Here is a 15964-nt window from a genome sequence, read left to right as displayed (position 1 = left end):
CCTTTAGATTCGTGATAATGGAGGGAATGCCGTGATCCGCACCAAAGTGATCGTCGTGGATGACGAAGTGCCCATTCGCGAAAATTTGAGAGCGTTTTCTTGGGCTCGGCACGATTTCGAACTGGTAGGCGAAGCCCGCCATGGGCAGGAGGCGCTGGAAATATGTCTCAGCAAGCAGCCCGATATTGTCGTAACCGATATCGTGATGCCGGTGATGGACGGTCTGCGGCTGACGAGCCGGCTGAAGGAATGGAAGCCGGATGTACAAATTATTATGCTTACTTGCCATAGCGATTTTGAATACGCTCGTCAAGCCTTGGTGCTTGGCGCTTGCGATTTTCTGCTCAAAGGCACCTATCACGACGAGGATTTGCTCGCCTCCCTGGCCAAGGCCAAGAGCCGACTGCCCGGCATGCCGCAGCAGGAGCCGCAAGCGGATAAACGCTACGAAATCAGGCGTGCGGTCGCTTTTATCCGCGAGCATTTGAAGGAGTCGTTCGGCCTGCAGGAGGTCGCCTCCTATGTCGGACTTAGCGCCAATTATTTCGGCCAGGTGTTCCGCAAGGAAACGGGCGAAGTCTTCCAGGATTACGTCAAAAGGGAACGCATGGAGAAAGCCGCCCATCTGCTGCGAAACAGCCATCTGAAGGTGTATGAAGTGGCGTCCGAGGTCGGTTTTCCCAATTACCGTTACTTTACCGACGTCTTTTGCAAACAGTACGGCGTAAGTCCGCGGGAATTCCGGGGCGGTCATGGGTAAACCGGGCTGGCTTCTCGGCAGTATGTTCGTCAAGCTGTTTCTTGCCCTCGCTTTGGTCAGCATGCTCGTCTTTTCCGGACTTTTGTACAGCGCGCTCAGCAGCTCACGCGAAGCTTTGATCAAGCAAAAATCGGAAGATATGACCGTGTTTATCGAACGAACGGGCCAGTACCTCGAATTGTATTTGGCGAACATCCGAAATATTTTGCTGAACGTGTCGGGCCGCGTCGATGAGGAGCTGCTGGCCGATCCTGCCGCTTTGCGCAAAATGCTGAACGAGCAAATCGAGATCAACAGCGCGATCGTCTCGCATATGTTCATTATGAACGGCGACGGCGAAATTTTGTCCAACGACCAGCTGTTTTACGATATTGTCGGCCATCCGGAGCTGCCCCGGCTGTTTCGCATCGCATACGAGAACCCCGGGCTTGTCAATTGGAGCGAGCCTTATTACTCGCCGCTTATGACGGAACGTACGATTGCGTTTGCGCTTGCCTTGAAGGACGGAGCGGGCATCGTGCTGGCGGAAATCAACACCTCCCAGCTGACCGCGCGGCTGAACGAGCTGCTGTATGGGACGGGGCAGGGCTTTACGCTTTTTACCGGCAAAGGGAACATCGTGTCGTACGATCCGAACAGCAAAATCGTTCCGTATAAACCGGCTACGCTTCCGGCCGAAATGGACGACGAGTTCGTCAGGGAGCTGACCGGGCTGCCGAACGGCATCAGCCGGATCGAAGGAGCTGCCGGCCCGCTGATGGCGGTCAAGAGCGAAAGATACCAGCTTGGCTGGTATTTGGTTACGCTAACGGACGAGCGGGTGTTCCGCTCCGGCGTGCGGGATTTGTATGCGCGGTTTACCGGCATCGGCGCGCTTTGGTTTTCGCTGCTTATCGTTTTTACGATTGCGATCAGCCGGTATTTTACGAGGCCGGTGTACAGGCTTGCCCTACAGATGGACCGGATACGCGGGGAGCGGTTTACCGCCCCTGTGCTGCAAGTGAAACGAACGGATGAGATCGGCCGTCTTTCCCGCAGCTTTCACATGATGCTGGGGCGTATTCAGGAGCTGTTGCAAACCGTGAAGGAGAACGAGGAACGGAAAAAAGAAATCGAGCTCAAGCTGCTGCTCAGCCAGATTCGGCCTCATTTTCTGTACAATACGCTGGCTTGCATCGGCAGTCTTGCCAAACAGCATCGGGCTGCGGAGGTGGAGGAAACGATTCGCTCGTTGATTCAGCTGCTGTCTTACAGCCTTGGCAAGAGCGAAATGGTTACACTGAAGGAGGAGCTGCAGTCGCTGCGGTCCTATGTGCAGATTCAAAAAGTGCGATACGGGGACGCGTTTCATTTTTGCGAGGAGATCGATCCTTCGATGCTGCAGATGTTTGTTCCGAAGCTTATTTTTCAGCCGCTGGTGGAAAATTCGATTTTTCACGGGCTTGCGGCCAAAGGCGAGGGCATCGTGACGATCCGGGCGCGTGCGGAGGAAGGGAAGCTGCTGCTTTCCGTTCGGGACGACGGGGAGGGTATGACGGAGGCGCAAATCCGGGAAACCTTGTCGGATGCGGAGGAGAGTGTGCCGAAAAAAAGTGTGAGCGGATTCAGCATCGGCCTGAGGAATGTGCAGGACCGAATCCGCCTTAATTACGGACCGGCGTATGGTCTTCAAATTGTTTCCGAGCCGGGCGAATGGACGGACGTCACCATTGCCCTGCCGCTGCCGTAGGCTTATGCCTACGGTTTTTTTGTGTGGTCGGAAAGTATACGATTTCATGTGGCAGGAGCAGTTATTGTGATGGTATATATGAGCTGCGCCTAAATAATGTTTCAGGCAGTGCTTTGCTTATTACCGAACTCAATCGCGATGGAACGCCCGATCGAAAATAGATGAATACAAGAAACCAACTGGCATTTAGTCCCTTCTGTTCGTTGTAATCCGAATTTACCCGCTTGGAGCAAGGAATCGAGGTTCCTCTTACGCTGTAGTCCGATTTCGCCTGCTTGGAGAAGGGAACCGTCGGTGTGCCGAGCGAAATAGCCGCTGTAAGCGGGCATTTTCGGACTCCAGGCGAGGAATGGAGTTCAGACTCGATTCCAATTGGGCAAAATCGGACTGGATCGCATGCAAGCGACGAGCGAAGGGGGCGTTTGGAAATAGAAGCGTATATGAAGTTTGTTTGCTTAGAAAATTTCAGCATATCAAACCTGCTCCATTTTACTCCTCATCGCTTCCCGGTACTCCTGATTGCCCCTCTTTCCTTTTGCCATTCCTGCCAGTTCTTCAACCCCAACGACATCATTGACGTTCTGACAATTTGAAGGAATCGCTGTATATTTCCCGGTTTCGCCCCTCGCTATAATTACTTATGAAAGCTCTTACAACACACTAGCACTCGCAAAAAGGGGGGACCACATGCTGGAGCTGCAAACGACGGAAGCCGCCCTCAAACAGCCGCTGCCCGCAAAACGCCAGTCGTTCTGGGGAAAGGTTTGGCGATACAGAGCGCTCTATTTGATGCTGCTTCCCGGGCTGCTGTATTACGCCGTTTACCAATACGGACCCATGTACGGGGTCGTTATCGCGTTCAAGGACTATAACGTGATCAAGGGAGTCATGAACAGCCCTTGGGCGGATCCGTGGTACAAACATTTCAAAGCGTTTTACGACTCGCCGTATTTCATGCAAACGCTTAGCAACACGTTCCTTATCAGCGTATATAAGCTGGTTTGGGGCATGCCGCCCGGCATCATCCTGGCTATATTGCTCAACGAAGTCAGGCACAGCCTCTTCAAAAGGTTCGTGCAAACCGTCAGCTATTTGCCGCATTTTTTGTCGATGGTCATCGTCTACGGGCTCATGATCGCGCTGCTGTCGCAAACCGACGGCTTGGTCAATCAGTGGGTCAAGGAGCTTACCGGCACGACCATCCCGTTCCTGCAGTCTACGGACTGGTTCCGCACGCTGCTCGTTACCTCCGGCATATGGCAGCACGTAGGCTGGAGCGCCATCATTTATTTGGCCGCGATCGCGGGCATCGATCCGACGCTTTATGAAGCGGCGCGCTGCGACGGGGCGGGCAGGCTGCGCATGATGTGGCATATTACCCTGCCGGGCATACGGGCCGTGATTCTGCTGCTGCTTGTCCTGCGGCTCGGCCATATTCTCGATGCCGGCTTCGAGCAAATTTACATCATGTACAACGTTCACGTTTACCCCGTCGCCGACATTATCGATACCTGGGTGTTCCGTACGGGCCTTGAACAAATGGCCTTCAGTCTGGCAACGGCGGTCGGCTTGTTCAAATCGCTGATCGGCCTCGTCTTGATCATCGGCGCGAACCGGCTGGCCAAACGCTGGGGAGGTGCCATATGGTAGGCAACTGGAAGGATCGGCTCTATTTAACCTTTATCTACACCATACTCATCGGTCTCGTTGTCAGCATTATTTTTCCGCTTTTGTATGTCGTCAGCGTATCCTTGACGCCGTATAGCGAGGTGCTCAAGCACGGCGGCTTCCTCATTATTCCGCGGGAAATAACGCTGGCCGCGTACAAAGCGTTTCTGAGCGACGATATCATTCCCCGGGCATATGCGGTAACCATCTTCATTACGGTCGTCGGTACGCTCGTCAATCTAGCGCTTACGTCCTTGATGGCCTACCCGCTAACCAAAAAGTATTTGCCCGGCCGCAATGTATTTCTGCTCCTAGTCGTCTTTACCACGCTGTTCGGCGGCGGGATGATTCCGACGTATCTGATCGTCAAGGAGACGGGTTTGCTCGATTCGGTATGGGCGATGATCGTGCCCAGCGCGATCGGCTCGTTCAACCTGCTCGTTATGAAGTCGTTCTTCGAGCAGCTGCCGGAAAGTTTGGACGAAGCCGCCCGGATCGACGGTGCGAGCGAAACCGGCATTCTTCTGCGCGTCGTGCTTCCGTTATCGATGCCGATCATGGCGACGGTAGGGCTGTTTTACGCAGTCGGGCACTGGAACGAGTTTTTTGCAGCAATCATCTACATCAGCGATCGACAGCTGCATCCGCTGCAGGTCATGCTGCGGGCCATATTGACGGCTGCGGAGAGCCCCGAGCAGCAGAATATCGAGGAAACGCTGCCGACGGTATCCTTGCAAATGGCGGCGGTCGTGCTGACCGCGCTGCCGATTCTCGTTATCTACCCGTTCATCCAGAAGTATTTTACGAAAGGCGTGCTTCTGGGGTCGATTAAGGGCTAAGATAAAAATAAGATTCAGAGAGGCGGTCAACCGATGAAAAGAAAGACGAAAGGCATGGTGGCGCTGCTTGTTGGCGCCGGAGCTTTGGTTGCGGGTTGCAGCGGCGGGGGGACGAAAGAGACGGCTTCCCCGTCGCCGGCGCAGACTGCGGCTGCCAGCGCGTCTCCAACTGCGACACCGAAGAAGGATCCGGTCAAATTTTCGGTTTTCATCCCGGGCAGCGGCGGCAATCCGGCGCCGGACAAAGATCCGATCCTGCAGCAGCTCAACAAGGATTTGAACATGCAGATGGATTTCAATATCGGCGTCCAGGAATACAATCAGGTGCTCAACACAAAGATAGCCGGCGGTACGCCGCCCGACGTGTTCGGGGTCGTCAAAACGAACATCCAGACGTTCGCGAAGCAGGGCGTGCTGCTGGAGTTAGACAAATACCTCGATAAATTGCCGAATTTGAAAAAGACTTACACGGATACGGACTGGAACAAAGGCAAGGTCGACGGCAAGCTGTACGGCATCGCCAAACGTCCGGACATTCCGATGACGAGCTACTGGATTCGCGCCGACTGGCTGAAAAAACTGAACCTGGAGACTCCCAAAACGGTCGAGGAGTTCAAGAAGGTGCTGCAAGCGTTCACCGAGCAGGACCCTGACGGCAACGGCAAAAAAGACACGTTCGGCTTGACCGGCGCCGATCTTCCGGCATTCAGCGCGCTGTTCACTGCGTTCGGCGTAGCGGACCCGGGCCATTATATGATCCGAGACAACAAGGTTGTGTATTCGACGACCGATCCGGCCACGAAGCAAGCGCTTACGTACATTGCCGACCTGATTGCTTCCGGCGCCGTCGATCCGGAAATCATGACGAACAAAAACCCGATCGAAAAAGCGTTCAAAGGGCAAGCGGGCGTCATTTATATCGGCTGGCCGTCCATCGCCACGGACGCGACGAAAGAGACGTACAAAAAAATCAATCCGAATGCCGAATGGGTCCAGCTTGACGCTCTTACCGGGCCGGGCGGGAAATACCAAGGCATCTGGGACGTCGGCCGCAACCCTGCGATGATCGCGCTCTCCAAATCGCTGGAGAAGCAGCCGGAGAAGCTGGATAAGATTTTGGAATATATCAATTACATTACCGAACCGGGCAAAGGGCAGCTTACCGTCAACTACGGCGTGGAAGGCACTCATTACAAGATGGAGAACGGAAAAGCGGTCGCTTTGCCGGCCATGTCGGAAACCGCCTACGCCTGGCAGGTGCAATTGACGGGACGTAATGAGATGGACTATTTGAAAACGAAGTTTCCGAAGCAGGAGAAGGAAATAGATTTTGCCAAAAACCAGCCGCGCATCCTCGTATATTCCGAATTCGTACCGCTTCCCGAGCAGGTCGTCGTGGATGAACGCTACGAGTATGAAGAGCTTGTGAAGTTCTTGTATAGCAAGCGTCCGCTTTCGGACTTCGACGAATACGTCAAAACGCTCAATTCGAAATTCAATCTGCCTGCACGCCTGCAGCAAGCGGAGAAAACGCTGAAAGATTTGGGGTACGTCAAGTGAGCGCAATCGGAGGACAAAAGGAAGCCGCTCTTCGCACAAGCGAAGAGCGGTATGATATCGTCGTTTGCGGCGGCGGGCTGGCGGGTTTTTGCGCCGCCGTCGCTGCTGCGCGTCACGGGGCGCAGGTTTGTTTGGTGCAGGACCGTCCGGTGTTCGGCGGCAACAGCTCGTCGGAAATTCGCGTGCCTCCGCAGGGGGCGGCGAGCTTTCACGCTTATGCGCGGGAAACGGGCATTATTTCCGAGCTTCTGATCGAGGAGCGGGCGTGCAATCACGAAAATCCGACGTTCGACAACGGCTGGATCAACAGTGTTTGGGACATGGTGCTGTACGACATGGCGATGTCGACGCCGAATCTTACGTTCCGTCTTAACACGACGATCACCGATGTGCGCAAACGCGACGAGAAAACGGTCGATGCCGTTATCGGCCGCGTCAGCCATGCCGAGACCGAGTTGACGCTTCTGGCGGACACGTTTATCGACTGCACCGGCGATGGAGTCGTGGCAGCGCTTGCCGGCTGCGAATGGCGTATGGGGACGGAAGGCCGCTGGGAATTCGGCGAGCCTCACGCGCCGGAGGAAGCCAGCGCGGCGGTCATGGGGAATTCGATTCATTTTAAAGCGAAGGATACGGGGCGTCCCGTGCCGTTTACGGCGCCGGATTGGGCGGTTCGCTACGACAATCCGGATTTCTTCTATAAGCAGGGGAGATGGCCGGCCGACCCGCGGAGCGGTTTTTGGTGGATCGAGCTGTCCGTGCCCTGGCATACGATTTACGACAATGAGCGGCTTCGGCATGAGCTGACCCGGCATGTGCTCGGCGTTTGGGACTGGATTAAAAACCGCGATCCGCGTCTCAATGAGGAAGCGTCCACCTACGCGCTCGATTGGATCGGCCAGGTGCCGGGCAAGAGGGAAAGCCGCCGCATTATCGGCGACTATTTCATGACCGAGCACGATCCGCTGCGGAAAACGGTGTTTGACGACGAAGTCGCTTACGGCGGCTGGTTCATCGACCTGCATGAGCCGGGAGGTCTGCTCGCTTCATTCAGCGAAAAGGCGGCCGTCGAAGGCAATCAAGCGACCGGCTCCGGCTCTTACATGGCCAAAAGCTATGTGGGCCCGTACGGCATTCCGCTGCGAATATTGATTGCCAAAGGCATGAGCAATCTGATGATGGCGGGGCGCAACGTCAGCGTCACGCATGCGGCGCTCGGCACGGTGCGCGTGATGGGCACGACGGCGCTGATGGGCCAGGCCGCCGGGACGGCGGCGGCGATTGCCGTTCGCGCCGGCATCCCCGTGCGCGATGTGCCTGAGCGGGCGATCCGCGACGTGCAGCAGGCGCTGCTTCGCGACGGCTGCTTCCTGCCGAACGCGGCGAACGAGGATCCGCGCGACTTGGCGCGGTCCGCAGCCGTACGCGCGAGCAGCGAAGCGCTGCTTGCCGGCTGCGAGCCCGCAGGCGCTGCTGCTGCGGGCACGGCCGCGGGCGAGCCGGGGCGGCCGGTAGCGGAAGCGGAACAGCCGGCAGTGGGTCCTGAGAGACCGGCTGCGGAAGCGGAACAGCCGGAAGCGGGTCCTGAGAGGCTGGTAGCGGAAGCGGAACAGCCGGATGCGGGTCCTGAGAGACCGGCTGCGGGAATGGAACAGCCGGAAGCGTGTCCGGAGAGACTAGTAGCGGAAGCGGAACAGCCGGAAGCGGGTCCAGTGAGGCTGGCTTCGGAAGCGGAACAGCCGGCTGCAGTGGCGGAGCGGCCTATAGCGGAGCCGCTTGCGCAGCGGCGCGGCCAGTGGATTGCCGTCGGTGCGGATCGTATAGAGCGGCTGGCCGTTTGCCTCGATAACGATGCGGACACGCCGCAGCAGGTCGAAGCCCGGCTGTACGCGGTCGAGCACCTATGGGACTACCGGGTAGAGCCCGGGAAGCCGCTTGCCAGCGCCGTTCTCGAAGTGCGGACCGGTATCGGCTGTTGGGAGGAGTGGCATGCCGGCGTAGACGTTTCGGCGCTGCGCGGAAGCTACGTGCGGCTGGATCTGCTCGCCAATCCGAACGTCCGCTGGCATGCCGCCGCCGCGATCGAGCCCGGCCACGTCAGTGCCTACGAGCTTGGGAACGGGCTTATGCGACGTTTTGGTCAGGGCGTGACGATGAACTTCCGAATCGAACCGGCACAGGCGTGCTATAGCGCGGCCAGCGTCCTGAACGGCGTGACCCGCCCGTACCGGAGCCCGGGCCTCTGGCGCTCCGATCCGGCGCTCCCGCTGCCGCAATGGCTGGAGCTTGCGTGGGAGAAGCCGGTTCGCATCGGCAGGGTCGAGCTGACCTTCCCCGGCCAACTTCTGCGCGATTACCGGAGCTACCCGGCGCTTTACCGAGACCCGCAATGCCCCAAGGACATTACGATGGAAGCTTGGGTAGACGGCCGCTGGACCGAGGCAGGGATGCTTGGCGGCAACTACCAGCGCCGTCGGACGATCGTGCTCGAGCGGCCCGTTTGTACCGATCTGCTGCGAATAACGGTCCTTGCGACGAACGGCGACCCGTCGGCGGCGATCTACGAGGTCCGATGCTATGAGGACTGAGCGCATCGGGCGGTTAAACTGCCCGTCCAGTCAGGAACGACGAATAGTGTGCCGAAGTGTACGAGTAGATGGAACAGCGGCCGCACGAGGTTTGACAGCCGACGCGTGACCGAGCACCGCGCGCCGGGAGTCGCGCGGTGCGGAAAAGAAGCCGATTGCTGCGGGAAAAGGGAGAGCGATGCCAGTTGGACGGCGTTTACGGTGTGCCGGGACGCGGCTTCCTTTTTAAGTGGCGGTATTGGCTGGGAACGGTCAATTGTATGCGAAATTTCATATAGATTCGTCGGGTTTTATGCAGATTGACCCAATATATATGATTTTTCGAATAGAATCGTCGAACTTACCTTGGAACGACAAAATGTATGCAATTTTTCATACACATTTTCGGCTTCGGCGTGAACTGATGAGATCCTACTCGCCTTTGGCCTAAATGATGAGGCCTTGTATGGTTTTGAGGAAAACCCCCAGTGTGATGTAAGGTGTACCGATAGTTCGCGAGTAAAAAGCCCAGGGCGTCTTAAAGGACGCCTTACGTGTTATTTATATTGATTGCTAATTAAGATCGCGGAGGAAACGACGATGGAGCACAACTTGCTGGCGGCGCTGCCGGAACGGCACACGAGGTTCGTACAGCTGCCGAACGAGAACGGGCATAATGCGGTATGGGATTTTCAAAAATCCCCGGATGACCGCTGGTATATCAGCGTTTGCGGCGAGAACGAAAAACCGTTGACGGCGCTGCTCTACGAGTATTCCCCGGAAACGGGAGCGCTGCGGCTCATGTTTGACGTGGCCAAAATATGGATCGTTGATCCCGAGCAAATGCCGCCGAGCAAAATCCATACAAGCATCGATTTCATGCCGGACGGCAAGCTTATTATGGCGACGCATAATACGGCTCCCGCGCCCGGACATAAGCAGTGGATGTACGAGCAGCACTACGAGCATCCGTGGGAAGGCTATCCCGGCTCCATCCTGATGATCGTTGATCCCGACACGAACGAGGTGCAGGTGAAAGGAATCCCGGTCCCGAGGGAGAGTATTTACGGCGGCATGCTGGGGAATGATCCCCGGTATTACTATTTTCTCGGGTATATGCGGGGGCATTTTTACAGGCTGGACTTGGAAACGAACGAGGTGAAGGATTACGGAAAAGTAACCGAATTTTCCTCGTGCCGGCTGGCGAAGGATGCGAAGGGACGCCTATATGGGAGCTCCTATACGGGAGAGCTGTGGCGGTACGATCCGGAGCGGGACGAGATCGAGGATTTGAAGGTGTGTTTCGAGTCTCCGAACGGCACGAAGTATCGGCGGCAGTTTATTTTTGCGCTTAGTACGCCTAGAGATACGCTGCTGCTCGCCAACAACGTTGACGGGGAAATGATCGAGCTGGATCCCGAGACGCTGGAGGTTACGAGACACGGACATATTCATCTACCGGGACAGCAGCCGGAAAAGCCTTATTTGATCGGTGGATTGGCCGCGGACGCCGGCTTCGTCATCTACTACGGGCTAAAAACCTATGACGAGGATTTGCCGCTCCGGCTGGTCAGATGGGATATTTTACGCGGCGGGAAGCCCGAAAATCTCGGATTGATCGTTCCACAAGGAAAAGCTTCACAATATATTTGCGAGATGATATTCGACCGGGACGGCCGGCTGCATATGGTCGACGTATGCGGGGAGTTTTCGCCGTACGTTTTGACGGTTGATGCGGGCAAGCTGGAGCCGCCGGGCGAAGATGCCCCTGCAGCGGACTTCAAGCCGTATGTCGAGCCGGATTGGAACCTGGTCGGAAGCGCGGCATACATGCACATCGAAGCGGAGACGATCCGGACGCTGCCGCTGCACCGCCATATGGCGTGGAAAAATACGGGGGTCCGCCATATGCGTGCGATAGACGGCAAGCTGTACTGCATAAGCGGCAAGGAAAAGGTGTACTTGACGGTTGCCGATTATATGGGTGAAACGCCTTTGCGCAGCGAAGCCGTTTATGAGGGGGGCGCTCCGGTATTCTGTGCGGATATGAGCGGCGATACGATCGCTGTCCTTACGACGGACGGCCACATCGTATTCATCAATGTTATAACGGGAGACTGCCGGCAGTCGGCACCGTTTCCGGCTGGAGCCGCTTTTGCTAGGCTTCATTTTGCTCTCGATGAGGGAACCCTGCTGGCAAGCGATCGCGACGGCGCCGTATACGTATTCGACATTGCCGCGGGCGCTTTGCGCCAATTGGACGGCGTCCGCCTCCAAGCGGCCGAAGACGCGGCGATTATTAGGCTGGACGATCGGCGGATTTTGCTTTCCGGTTGCAACGACGAAATCGTCGTATATGATCTTGTCGCCTCGAACGGCGAAACGCTGGCCGTGAAGGCGCCGTCCATAAGAGGAAAAGCGTTCCGTGCGGCGATAACGGGAGGCGCCGTTTTGGCCGACGGCACGGTCGTAGCCGGAACGAGCGACGGCATGTTGTTCTGCTTGTCGCCCGATCTTCGGCGCACGATCTCGTACGGCAGGCTGTACTCCAGCGGACAGCTCCGGCAGTTCGTTCGGCTGACGGACGACGCGGTAGCCGGGGTTTACGGCGGCGGCAGAGATGCCGGCCATGTGTTTTATTTTTCGCAAGCCGGCGGCTTGACGGATCTGGGCAGGCCGAGAGTGATCAAGGATAACGCTAGGCTGTCGGAAATCGACTCGGAATGGGCGTGCATTCATTATATTTCCTGCCTCGCCTACGATCCAACCGAAGATTGCCTGTGCGTCGCGTCGGGTGAGTTGTACGGCTGCGTGGTCCGGTATGGGGGAGCTAGGTTTTCGAGGTAGGGCTAGCGTTCCTGCTTGTTGCTCGCATTTAATCGTAAGTTTTTCTGCACTGGAAATTCCGTGGAAAACCGCCTACTATAAGAAAAGGGGGAATGCAGCTAGCGCAACGGAGGGGATAGCATGGTTGATATAGGCGGTTTTGGCGGCATGGGCGGCGGCTTTGGGATCGTTGGCACTTTATTTCCGATCGTGTTTGTCATTATATTGATCTTCATAGTCGTCAAGCTGATTAGCGGCGTGGCGGAATGGAGCAGCAATAACCGGCAGCCGGTGCTGACCGTCGAAGCCGGGGTTGTTGCGAAGCGGACGGAAGTGAGCCACCATAACCATAATACAAACGGGCAGGCTCATATGCATACGTCGACGACATATTATGTAACGTTTCAGGTAGAAAGCGGCGACCGGATGGAATTCCGGGTCAACGGGCGCGAATTCGGCCAATTGGCTGAAGGCGATCAGGGCCGTTTGACTTTCCAAGGAACGCGATATCACGGCTACGAGCGTTGGTAAAACTCGCCGAATGCGAAAACCTCCAAATCCCCATGTATGAAATGGCGGAGATGGAGGTTCTTTGGGTTTGAATGATTGACAATGTCCCAGTCATCAATTAGTCCGTCACAAACTTGCTTTCCACGTCCGATTCAAAATGGATCAAGTCCAGCTTTTCGCCCGTATCGAGAAAAATGTCCGATTGAATGGATGTCACTTCGAAGCCGGTAATGTCGCTCAGCTTTTGCTTTAGCAGAATGTGAAGCCGGTCGCGTTCCGAAACGCTCGCATGAGGGTGGCCGTCCTCGCCGTAAACGGGAAGAGATATAGGCGATTGCTCGGTTTCGTCGCCGTCGATTCTCATGATGACGATATGGTTGCGTACGATACGTACGTCCATATTGTTCGGTTGATTACCCGACACTTCCAAGTGGCACTGCAGGTAAGCTTCCTCGATCTGGTTGCGCAATTCGTTCATCATGGCACTCACTCCTTTATTAAAATATAAGATGACTTTGTTTGTTTCGCACAAGCGTTAAAGGCCGACAGGTGATTGTGAAAATGATTTACAAAAAATGAATATAAAAAAGAAGCCTGACGAGTAGAGAAACTCTACTCTCGGCTTCTACAATCAGCTAAATAGCTGTAGAGTGCGCGATAGCGGTTCTCTCTCAAAACGCTTACGAGGTTAGCTGTCGGATTCGGGCTTGAGAGTGCCCTACCCGAGCATACGTTGTATGCTCAAGATTCACCCCATGAAACCGGATTGTGCTCGACCGGTCTCGGATGGTTCCCCCGTTTCCCTTTTGGGAACTCAGCGATCATTAACATATGAAAAGATATACTTCTATCATACCGCGATTGCGCAGCAAAGTAAAATACAAATTATTCATTTTACGCCAAAAAGCCGGAATCGGTCACACAAACTTCACTTTCGGAAGGCCTTGAATAATAAGCCGAAACCAAATACCATTGATGGCATGCAGCATAATTATAGGATAATGCAAAAGGGACGGGGGATATCGGTTGAAAGGAAAAATAGCAATGGTAACCGGCGCGAATTCGGGGATCGGCAAAGCGACCGCATTAGGGCTTGCCAAACAGGGTGCCGAGGTCGTGATCGTTTGCCGTGATCGCGTGCGCGGGGAAGCGGCCCGCAAGGAAATCGCCGAGCAAAGCGGGAACGGCAATATCGAGCTGCTCGTAGCGGATTTTGCCTCATTGGAGTCTGTGCGGCAAGTAGTCCGCCAGTTTAAGGAGCGTTATGATAAGCTGCACGTGCTCGTCAACAATGCGGGCGGCATGTTCTCGAAGCAGGAGCGCAGCATGGACGGCTTTGAAATGACGTTCGCCGTCAATTATTTGGCGCCGTTCCTGCTGACTCATCTGCTGATGGATACGCTCAAAGCAAGCGCGCCCGCAAGGATCGTGAACGTGGCATCGGAGGTGCAGGCGAAAACGATCGCCGTCGATACCGTTTTGAATCCGCCGGTCTACAAATCGTTTGCCGCATACGGACAAGCCAAGCTTGCTGTCGTCATGATGACGTATACGCTCGCCAAAAGACTCCAAGGCTCGTCGGTAACGATTAACGCGCTGCATCCCGGAGCGATATATACGCCGCAGTCGGCTAAATTCGCGCCGGCATTTCTTCGGCCGTTGATGCGCTTGTTCATGAAGACGCCTGAGCAAGGCGCGCAAACGCCATTATTTCTGGCATCGTCTCCGGAGCTGGAAGGGCGGACCGGGAAATATTATAAGGACCAGCAAGTGAAGCAGACGGGTGCCGCCTCTTACGATATCGCCCTCCAGGAGCAGTTGTACGCCAATAGCATGAAGTGGACGGGGTTGGCATAATACATTTGGAGCAAGGGGATTGCCTTACAGCGACTTTTGGCTTTGCGTTGTTGCTTCCCGAGGGCCCATCCAATAAGAGTAACGCCAAACGAGATGTCTGAAGCGGCGAGGCAACCCCATTCGGAGTGGAATGCGGACTTCCCTTCATTGGTTCAGCATATTTAGCTGCAAGCATTATTGCTTAAGAAGCATAAAGGCTATCCTGCACATCCCCAAAGGGAGGAGCGGATAGCCTTTTGCACTTGCTGTCGCCCGAAAAAATCGGGGAACGTTCTTTCACACAACTTACATGCTGTTTATCTTTGCCGTTACTCCCAAGGGAAATTCATCAACAAATGATCGGAAAACTTCTTGCTTTCCTCACGCCGGTATTTCCGCATATCGGCGCGCTGCTTCGCGGAATCGTGGAGCATGATTTCTTCATTCGTTTCGGGAATGACCTGAGGCACAATTGCAGGTTTTTTGTTTTCGTCAAGCGCGACGAAGGTCAGGAACGAAGTCGCGGCGATATCCCTTTTGCCGGTTCGCAAATCTTCGGTGATGACCTTAACGAACACTTCCATCGAGCTTTTGCCCGTCCAGGTGACGAAAGACTCCAAACATACGGAATCCGTCGGACGGATCGGGGACAGGAAGTCCACGGAGTCCGTCGAGGCCGTTACGACCGAGCAGCGGCTGTGCTTGCATGCGGAGATGGAGGCGATATCGTCGATATACGACATCAGCTTGCCGCCGAACAGCGTATTGTGATTGTTAACGTCTGTCGGAAAAATCCGCGACGTTTTGTACGTTCTCGATTCTTTGACATATCTCTTTTCCATGACTGACCCCTTTATGATTGGTGTGTATAATGCTTTGGCGATTGAGCTTCAGAAAGGATGTGCTCCGGTAACATGACGCATTGGGCGAACGTTCGCTTCTTTTGCAAGGAGAGAGGCAACCGCTTCTCTTTATTCATGCCCCTGCTCTTCATATTCTTCCATCATTTTGCGGTATCTTCGCTTGATGGAGAGAGCGATCAGCGCGATCGTGGCAAACCCGCCGACGAAACCGCCGAAATGGGCGTACAGATCGACTCTCGGGACGATGACGGAATATAGAAATCCGATTACGATAATCGTAACGATCGTCTGCTTCGTTTGCTTGTCGATAATATCTTTGCGGAATATTGCCAAGTATAAGTAGGCGGCGTATATGCCGTAAAGCGCGCCGGATGCCCCGGCCGAGATGAAATAGTCCTGATGCAGCAGCATGCTGGCGATATTCCCGACAATTCCGCTCACCAGGTACAAAAGGATGTACCGCCATTTCCCCAGCATGATTTCGAGCGGCGGCGCAAACACATATAGCGTAAAGCAGTTGAACAGCAAATGCGAAAACCCGATATGCAGAAAAATGGCCGTTACATACCTCCATGGCTCGGCCGTTTCGCCGGGAAGGTCGAATAAAGCGCCGAACCGGTACAAGGTTTCATTATCCTGAGAAGAACCGTACCATTCCATGAGCCCCAATACAATGAGATTAATGACGATTAGCGCGGTCGTTACCGGGTATAGACGTATGTATTGCTTCAAGCTTTCCGTTCTTGCGAACATTTTAACGCACTCCTTTCTTCACTGCAATTCCTTTCCTTTTATTATTCCCCAAG

The 15964-nt window shown here is 55.1% G+C and carries 12 protein-coding genes and 1 riboswitch; of the genes, 9 read left to right on the top strand and 3 right to left on the bottom strand.

All coding sequences use genetic code 11. From position 1 onward, the window contains the following. Positions 1–31 precede the first annotated feature (31 nt). The 8 genes from DQG23_RS11825 to DQG23_RS11785 all read left to right on the top strand — a co-directional run bounded on the left by DQG23_RS11825 (position 32) and on the right by DQG23_RS11785 (position 12480). Positions 32–760: a response regulator transcription factor gene (locus DQG23_RS11825; RefSeq protein ID WP_113031041.1), complete on the top strand. Its 729-nt coding sequence runs from the start codon at positions 32–34 to the stop codon at positions 758–760. Beyond that, on the top strand, positions 753–2489 hold the full coding sequence (locus tag DQG23_RS11820) for a cache domain-containing sensor histidine kinase (protein ID WP_113031040.1): 1737 nt from the start codon (positions 753–755) through the stop codon (positions 2487–2489). The genes DQG23_RS11825 and DQG23_RS11820 overlap by 8 nt, the downstream gene beginning before the upstream one ends. A 687-nt stretch (positions 2490–3176) precedes the next feature. Continuing rightward, positions 3177–4139 (top strand): ABC transporter permease, encoded by a 963-nt coding sequence (locus DQG23_RS11810; protein WP_113031038.1) that lies wholly within the window; start codon positions 3177–3179, stop codon positions 4137–4139. Then, a complete protein-coding gene (locus DQG23_RS11805) occupies positions 4133–4996 on the top strand; it encodes a carbohydrate ABC transporter permease (RefSeq protein ID WP_113031037.1) in 864 nt (287 codons plus the stop codon). The genes DQG23_RS11810 and DQG23_RS11805 overlap by 7 nt, the downstream gene beginning before the upstream one ends. Before the next feature lie 33 nt (positions 4997–5029). Next, entirely contained in the window at positions 5030–6556 is a 1527-nt protein-coding gene (locus tag DQG23_RS11800; protein ID WP_113031036.1) for a type 2 periplasmic-binding domain-containing protein, read from the top strand. Further along, entirely contained in the window at positions 6553–9144 is a 2592-nt protein-coding gene (locus DQG23_RS42930; RefSeq protein WP_238177851.1) for an FAD-dependent oxidoreductase, read from the top strand. Before DQG23_RS11800 ends, DQG23_RS42930 begins: the two co-directional genes overlap by 4 nt. A gap of 579 nt (positions 9145–9723) precedes the next feature. Continuing rightward, on the top strand, positions 9724–11970 hold the full coding sequence (locus DQG23_RS11790) for a WD40 repeat domain-containing protein (protein WP_113031035.1): 2247 nt from the start codon (positions 9724–9726) through the stop codon (positions 11968–11970). A 120-nt stretch (positions 11971–12090) separates the two neighbouring features. Next, on the top strand, positions 12091–12480 hold the full coding sequence (locus tag DQG23_RS11785; RefSeq protein ID WP_113031034.1) for a DUF2500 domain-containing protein: 390 nt from the start codon (positions 12091–12093) through the stop codon (positions 12478–12480). Between the two features lie 97 nt (positions 12481–12577). Here DQG23_RS11785 and DQG23_RS11780 read toward each other — a convergent pair whose 3' ends face one another. Next, positions 12578–12940, bottom strand: a complete 363-nt coding sequence (locus DQG23_RS11780) for a DUF2294 family protein (protein WP_113031033.1) — start codon at positions 12938–12940, stop codon at positions 12578–12580. A gap of 180 nt (positions 12941–13120) precedes the next feature. Further along, positions 13121–13289: riboswitch (cyclic di-AMP (ydaO/yuaA leader) on the bottom strand. Between the two features lie 196 nt (positions 13290–13485). Here DQG23_RS11780 and DQG23_RS11775 point away from each other — a divergent pair. Continuing rightward, a complete protein-coding gene (locus DQG23_RS11775) occupies positions 13486–14316 on the top strand; it encodes an SDR family oxidoreductase (RefSeq protein WP_202865902.1) in 831 nt (276 codons plus the stop codon). 308 nt (positions 14317–14624) lie between these two features. On the opposite strand, the gene DQG23_RS11770 is transcribed toward DQG23_RS11775, so the two are convergent. Together DQG23_RS11770 and DQG23_RS11765 are read right to left on the bottom strand one after the other, a co-directional pair. Then, positions 14625–15137, bottom strand: coding sequence for an acyl-CoA thioesterase (locus DQG23_RS11770; protein WP_113031031.1), 513 nt, complete (start codon positions 15135–15137; stop codon positions 14625–14627). A gap of 129 nt (positions 15138–15266) precedes the next feature. Continuing rightward, a complete protein-coding gene (locus tag DQG23_RS11765) occupies positions 15267–15911 on the bottom strand; it encodes a rhomboid family intramembrane serine protease (protein ID WP_113031030.1) in 645 nt (214 codons plus the stop codon). Between the last annotated feature and the right edge of the window lie 53 nt (positions 15912–15964).

Origin of the sequence: Paenibacillus contaminans, from assembly GCF_003285015.1 — a bacterium.
Lineage (GTDB): Bacteria > Bacillota > Bacilli > Paenibacillales > NBRC-103111 > Paenibacillus_V > Paenibacillus_V contaminans.
The sequence above is the reverse complement of the archived record's forward strand: the minus strand, read 5'-3'. Positions and strand labels throughout refer to the sequence as shown.

Bases quoted from the DNA above. Each gene is read 5' to 3' on its own strand.
- DQG23_RS11820 (WP_113031040.1), top strand. From the start codon at position 753: ATGGGTAAACCGGGCTGGCTTCTCGGCAGTATGTTCGTCAAGCTGTTT.
- DQG23_RS11810 (WP_113031038.1), top strand. From the start codon at position 3,177: ATGCTGGAGCTGCAAACGACGGAAGCCGCCCTCAAACAGCCGCTGCCC.
- DQG23_RS11805 (WP_113031037.1), top strand. From the start codon at position 4,133: ATGGTAGGCAACTGGAAGGATCGGCTCTATTTAACCTTTATCTACACC.
- DQG23_RS11800 (WP_113031036.1), top strand. From the start codon at position 5,030: ATGAAAAGAAAGACGAAAGGCATGGTGGCGCTGCTTGTTGGCGCCGGA.
- DQG23_RS11790 (WP_113031035.1), top strand. From the start codon at position 9,724: ATGGAGCACAACTTGCTGGCGGCGCTGCCGGAACGGCACACGAGGTTC.
- DQG23_RS11785 (WP_113031034.1), top strand. From the start codon at position 12,091: ATGGTTGATATAGGCGGTTTTGGCGGCATGGGCGGCGGCTTTGGGATC.
- DQG23_RS11780 (WP_113031033.1), bottom strand. From the start codon at position 12,940: ATGATGAACGAATTGCGCAACCAGATCGAGGAAGCTTACCTGCAGTGC.
- DQG23_RS11770 (WP_113031031.1), bottom strand. From the start codon at position 15,137: ATGGAAAAGAGATATGTCAAAGAATCGAGAACGTACAAAACGTCGCGG.
- DQG23_RS11765 (WP_113031030.1), bottom strand. From the start codon at position 15,911: ATGTTCGCAAGAACGGAAAGCTTGAAGCAATACATACGTCTATACCCG.